The sequence below is a fragment of the uncultured Mobiluncus sp. genome, assembly GCF_902488535.1.
Taxonomy (GTDB): domain Bacteria; phylum Actinomycetota; class Actinomycetes; order Actinomycetales; family Actinomycetaceae; genus Mobiluncus.
In genome coordinates this window covers 22108-28445 of the sequence record NZ_CABTWO010000024.1, presented here as the reverse complement: position 1 = coordinate 28445, position 6338 = coordinate 22108, and the positions used below count along the sequence as shown (strand labels likewise).

The following is a 6338-nucleotide window of genomic DNA, read 5'->3' as shown; positions in this document are numbered from 1 at the left end:
GTAGCTGCCATTATTGGCAGCTACGACCCTATTTTCACCTTTAATCCACGCACACCCCGAAACCCACCAACCGGCAACGGTTAAAATCACCTGAAGGGCTCCTCTGAAAAAAGCTTTGAGGCGGGGATATATGATTGACTCTGTGATGAATACCGAATTGCCTGAAGTTTCTGCAATCCCTGTGCCGCCTGCGGACGGACCGAAAACCCGCGTGCGGTTCTGTCCCTCTCCGACCGGCACCCCCCACGTCGGCATGGTGCGCACCTGCCTGTTCAACTGGGCTTATGCGCGTTCCCAAGGGGGGACTTTCGTGTTCCGCATTGAGGACACCGACTCAGCGCGCGACTCCGAAGAATCCTTTAACCAGATTCTCGAATCGCTGGACTGGCTGGGCTTGGATTGGGACGAAGGCATCAACGTGGGTGGCCCGCACGGACCTTACCGCCAATCAGAGCGCATGGATATCTATCGCGAAGTGGCTGGTCAGCTGCTAGAAGCGGGCTTTGCGTATGAATCTTTCTCGACTCCTGAGGAAGTCGAGGCGCGTCACCGCGAACGCGGCGAGGATCCGAAGCTGGGCTACGACGGCTTCGACCGCGACCTCACCGCTGCCCAGCGCGAGGCATACCTAAAAGAAGGCCGTAAACCTGTGTTGCGTCTGCGAATGCCGGACGAGGACATCACCTTCACCGACCTTGTGCGCGGCGACATTACATTTAAGGCTGGCTCCGTACCCGACTACGTCATCGTGCGCGCCAACGGTGAGCCGCTCTACACCCTGGTGAACCCAGTAGACGATGCGCTGATGGAGATTACTCACGTCCTGCGCGGCGAGGACCTGCTGTCCTCCACCCCCCGCCAAATAGTGCTCTACCGGGCGCTTTACGCCCTGGGGGTGGCGAAGTTCATGCCCTATTTCGGGCACCTGCCTTACGTGATGGGCGAGGGAAATAAGAAGCTCTCCAAGCGGGACCCGGAATCGAACTTGTTGCTGCATAAACAGCACGGCATTATTCCCGAAGGCCTGGTCAACTACCTGGCGCTGCTGGGTTGGGCATACGCCGCGGATAACGATATTTTCAGCCGCGAACAGATGGCTCAGGCTTTCGACATCCGTGCGGTAAACCCGAATCCGGCCCGCTTTGACCTTAAGAAATGCAACGCGATTAATGCCGAGCATATCCGCCTGCTGGACGAGTCCGATTTCACCCGTCGGACGGTGCCGTTCCTGGCAGCAGCCGGTTTAGTCGAGGCAGAAGAATACGATTCCCTGAGCCAGGCGCAACGTGCCGTGCTGGATCAGGCGGCACCGCTGGCGCAAACCCGCATCCAGCAGCTGGATCAGCTCCCGGGACTGATTGGGTTCCTGTTCCGTGATGAAGTGGAATACGACGAAAAGGCCGTCTCGAAGTTGAAAGGTGAGCCCGCCGCGATTCTGGAGGCGGCTGCCGAGGCCTTGGAAACCGCAGGTGACCAGGCATTTGCCGACGCTGAGACAATTCACGAGGTCTTGAACGCGGCGCTGATCGACGGCTTGGGAGTCAAGCCGCGCATAGCTTTTGCGCCGCTGTTCGTGGCCGTAACCGGTACAAATGTATCCATCCCGGTTTTTGACTCCATGTGTATCCTGGGGAAGCAGGAAACTCTGCGGAGAATCAGGAAATTTATCGATTTCTTAGGTTAACTTTCCCTGCAGGGGGAGTTTTTCTTGATAATTCTCTAAAAAGCCCCAATTTTCCTTGATATTTTAATATACTTAACTCCGATAGTCCGACACTATCCGATTGACACGGATGTGAATAATCAGGAGTTACAAGTGAAAACAAAGAAGCTTTCTGTCGCTATGAAGACCCATCTCATAGTACTGCTTGCGGCAGTGCTGATGGGGCTGATGTTGATTTACATGGTCATCTCACTGCAGGCATACCGGGGAGTATTCCAAAAAGAGGTTGCCAGCTTTGACGAAGTAGAATTGGTCGAAGACGCCAGAATCAACTGGTCTAATCTTCGTTCCCAAGACATTATGTTGCTCACCCAGCTGCAAGCTGGAAAGATTGGGAACCTGAGCGGCTCTGGCGATACCGTCAACGAGGTCAACGAGTTGCTGGGTAAGGTCAATGATGGCCTTGGCAGTCTCGAAAAGGCTCCGTTGACCAGCGAGCAAAAAGCCTTGGTCGCGGATATGCGCTCCGCCGCGGAAGACTATTCCACAGCGTGGAGTCAGTTCACCCAAAATGCGGCCGGCGACGAAGCCCAGGCCGCGGATGCCTCGAATGTCTTTAGTAAGTTCCAAGAAGAAAATGGTTTCGTTTTCGCGGACAAGTCTCGTGCTCTGTTGGACACTTACCAGGCCGAACGCGAGGCTTCCGCACAGGCGCGAGCCACTACCGAAGGCACCACCATCATTATCTCTATCGTTATCCTTGTTGTTGGGGCGGTGTTGGTTTTCTTGATGGTGCGTTTGCTGGTAGCTCCTATGATTAAGTCGGTTCGCTCCCTCTCCGCTGGAATGGACAAACTGACGGAAGGCGACTTCACCGCCGAGGTGCAGCGTCACAGCAGAGATGAGGTCGGCGATATGGGCGACCACTTCAACGAGGCTATGGGCGGCTTGCGTCAAAGCCTCACCGTAACCATCGGGACGGCAGAGAACGTCGGCAAGATTACCGAAGGGATTGGGGAAGGCTCTCGCGGAGCAGTGGGTGCTACTCAGAAAGCTACCGACTACATTAACAGCGGGGCGGCGGCAGCTGAGCAAGTTTCCCGCTCTATTCAAACCGTCGCCGCCGGTGCGGAGGAAATGAGCGTATCGATCAAAGAAATCTCTTCCAACGCCAACGCGGCTGCCGGAGTGGCCAAGGAAGCTTCGGAAGTCGCCCAGCAAACGAATGAAACCGTGGCTAAACTCGGCGAGTCTTCTCGCGAGGTTGGCGAGGTCATCGAGACGATTACGGCGGTAGCGGAACAGACGAACCTCCTGGCTCTGAACGCGACTATTGAGGCCGCACGAGCGGGAGACGCCGGACGAGGCTTTGCCGTGGTCGCTAGTGAGGTCAAGGACTTGGCGGCGGAAACGGGACGAGCCACCGAGGAAGTCGCCGTGAAGGTCGAGCAGATTCAGACGGACACCGAGGCCGCGGTAGCCGCCATCGAAGAAATCTCTAACATCATCGCCTCCATCAATGATTACCAGACCACCATTGCGGCGGCGGTTGAGGAACAGACCGCCACGACCAATGAAATGAGCCGGTCGGTTTCGGAGGCTGCTGACGGTTCCACCACCATTGCGGAAAATGTTGCGGATATCGCCCGCAACACCACGAACTTGGCTGACAGATTCGCTGATGTGGACCAAAAGATGGGCGTGCTGGCCACGGAGTCGCACGACTTGGTTACCCGCCTCAATGAGTTCAAACACTAGGGAGGACGATTGTGACTACGGATTTGCAAAGTACAGCGAACTCGAATACTGGAGAAAAGAAAATGAGTGATGCGGCTGTTAAGAAAGCTGGTAAAGCCCGGGTTAACGCCAAAGGAAAGAAAATGCGGCGGATGCCCTTGGTAGTTCAGATTGGCGCTATCGGAGTTTCCGGTATCGCCGGCCTGCTGGTGATGCTGTTGCTGTTCGTGGTGGGGGTGCGCATCTATGGCAACTCCACGGAAACCTATGTTGCTGAACAGACTCAGGTTGAGGCGGCTCAGGCGATGCACTATGACATGACCCGCCTCATCGCTTCGGAACGCGAGCTCAAACGGATTGGCACGTCCCAGACCATCAGTCCCGAAGCGCGTGATGGCTTGATGAAGGCGGCTACTGAGAACGTTAAGCACTTCATGGAGCTGACCGACCAGCGCTTGGAGGAAATGTCAAAGATTAAGGATCAGAACATCGCCCCGCTGGTGGCTCAGGCTACAGATGTGATGAAGAAGTTTGAAGCTGAGGTCAACCAGATTACCGAACTGGTCAACCAGGGTAAGGGCGAAGAAGCCGCGGCTATTGATGTGCTGGATTTGGCTAATCAGCTCAGCGACCTGGTCCCGCAGATTGTTAAGGGATTGGAATCCAAGATGGATGCCGCTACCCTGCAATCACAGACGGTTGCTACGATTGTCTTGGTTGTCATGTGCGTCGTCTACCTGGTGGTGCTGGTTATTGCGCTGCTGATTGGGTTCTTTGTGCGCCGTGTGCTGCGCAAGACCGTGGCGAACACGGGCGATTCCATCGAGTCGTTGTCGAAGGGCGACATGACCGATGAAGCTGAGATGCTGATGAATGACGAGCTTGGCGATGTGGCGATGAAACTCAATGAGAGTTTGGCGACCCTGCGTCAAGTCGTGGGTTCTGCAGCCGCGATGGCTCGGAAGGTCAATTCGGTGGCTAAGGATGTCGGCGACGGCATCGATGAGGGCTACAAGGAGACCGAGGAAGTCATCGCGCAGACGCAGGTTGTGGCCGGTGCTGCCGGAGATGTGACGCAGTCGATTCAGACCGTGGCTGCGGGCGCCGAAGAAATGGGTGCCTCGATTCGCGAAATCTCTTCCAACGCCAACGAAGCCGCGAGGGTGGCGAATGAAGCGACGGAAGTCGCGAAGCGCACCAGTGAGACGGTGTCGAAGCTCGGGGTGTCCTCGCGTGAAATCGGTGACGTGGTGAACACCATTACCGCTATTGCCGAACAGACGAACCTGCTGGCCCTGAACGCTACTATTGAGGCCGCTCGTGCCGGGGACGCCGGTAAAGGCTTCGCGGTGGTGGCTGGCGAGGTCAAGGATCTGGCCCAGGAAACCGGTAAAGCTACCGACGACATCACCGCCAAGATTACGGCTATCCAGGCGGATACGGATGGTGCGGTGGCAGCAATCGAAAAGATTTCTGACATTATCAACCAGATCAACAACTACCAGACCACTATCGCGGCGGCTGTGGAAGAACAGACTGCCACTACGAACGAAATGAGTCGTTCTGTGGCAGAAGCTGCGACCGGCTCGGCTTCCATTGCGGAAACCATTTCCCAATACCAAGAGATTGCTCAGGAAGCCGGCAAGGGTGTGGAAACTCTCCAACACGCTTCGGACGAATTGGTCGAGGCCTCACAAGCGATGTATGACAACATTTCGATGCTGGTTTACGAAAAGAAAGGCGAGGCCGATAACTTGCCAAATGCCTAACTACTAGGGTAACCTTGACACTCGGTGCGAAAATCTCGACAGAGACTTTTGCACCGAGTGTTATGGGGTATGGTGTAACGGCAGCACTAGTGATTCTGGTTCACTCAGTCTAGGTTCGAATCCTGGTACCCCAGCGCCCCCATCGTCTAGCGGCCTAGGACATCGCCCTCTCACGGCGGTAACATGGGTTCAAATCCCATTGGGGGTACTACCTCTTGGAAGAGGTCTCAAACTGCATAAATGTTTGCCAAAACTGCGCGGAAATCGCGCAGTTTTTTGGTTACACCCTTCCGATCGCCAGACGCTGGAACTGGAAAACTGATTGAAAACTATAAATTCGTACCGGTGTGCCGTATCCGAATCGACAGGAGACAATCGTTTTGTGACGAGGTCACAAGGGCGTGGGGCGGACAGCCGGGTTACTCCTCGTCGCGGCGCAGGAATTCGCTCAAGCGGTTGGCGGCGGCGACGACGGCGGTGCCGTGGGTGCGGCCGGGCTGGCGGCCCAAACGTTCGATGGGTCCCGAGACAGATACGGCGGCGACGACGCGTCCGGTCGCGCCGCGGACCGGGGCGGACACGGAGGCGACGCCGGGTTCACGTTCCCCAACCGATTGCGCCCAGCCGCGCCGACGGACTTCTGAAAGCATAGTGGCGTTGAAGGCCGCCCCGCGCAGCCCCCGGTGCAGGCGTTCGGGTTCCTCCCACGCGAGCAAGATTTGGGCGGCGGATCCGGCCTGCATAGTCAGGGTTGCCCCCACCGGAATCGAGTCGCGCAAACCGATGGGTCGTTCGGCGGCGGCCACGCAAATCCGCTGGTCGCCTTGACGGCGATACAGTTGGCAAGACTCGTGAGTATGGTCGCGTAAGGCAGCCAGCACCGGGGATGCGACACTCAGAAGTCTGTCGTCCCCGGCTGCTCCAGCCAGTTCCGCCAAGCGGGGTCCCAATGTGAAGCGACCTTGGGAGTCCCGGGCCAGGAAGCGATGATGCTCCAAAGCTACCGCCAGGCGATAAATGGTGGGCCGGGCCAAATGCGTGGTGTCCACCAGTTGAGCCAGGGTCGCGGGACCGGACTCCAAGGTCGAGAGAATCAGTACTGCTTTGTCGAGTACCCCTACACCGGAATATGCGCTAGACTTGTCCATAACTTGATATTGCCATCTCAC

At 56.7% G+C, this 6338-nt stretch carries 4 protein-coding genes and 2 tRNA genes; 5 read left to right on the top strand and 1 reads right to left on the bottom strand.

What is annotated here, in order from left to right:
* The first annotated feature begins 130 nt into the window (after positions 1-130).
* From gltX to RDL66_RS08040, 5 genes are all read left to right on the top strand, one after another.
* Positions 131-1684, top strand: coding sequence for a glutamate--tRNA ligase (gene gltX, locus RDL66_RS08060; protein ID WP_374042921.1), 1554 nt, complete (start codon positions 131-133; stop codon positions 1682-1684).
* 111 nt (positions 1685-1795) lie between these two features.
* The gene (locus RDL66_RS08055) at positions 1796-3421 is read left to right on the top strand and encodes a methyl-accepting chemotaxis protein (protein ID WP_308536407.1); all 1626 of its coding nucleotides are present in this window, start codon (positions 1796-1798) and stop codon (positions 3419-3421) included.
* Positions 3422-3483: 62 nt separating this feature from the next.
* Positions 3484-5169, top strand: coding sequence for a methyl-accepting chemotaxis protein (locus RDL66_RS08050; RefSeq protein ID WP_308536405.1), 1686 nt, complete (start codon positions 3484-3486; stop codon positions 5167-5169).
* A 63-nt stretch (positions 5170-5232) separates the two neighbouring features.
* Positions 5233-5303, top strand: a tRNA-Gln gene (locus tag RDL66_RS08045).
* 1 nt (position 5304) lies between these two features.
* Positions 5305-5377, top strand: a tRNA-Glu gene (locus tag RDL66_RS08040).
* Positions 5378-5588: 211 nt separating this feature from the next.
* On the opposite strand, the gene RDL66_RS08035 is transcribed toward RDL66_RS08040, so the two are convergent.
* Complete coding sequence (locus RDL66_RS08035; protein WP_308536403.1) at positions 5589-6317, bottom strand: IclR family transcriptional regulator; 729 nt, start codon at positions 6315-6317, stop codon at positions 5589-5591.
* Positions 6318-6338: the final 21 nt, after the last annotated feature.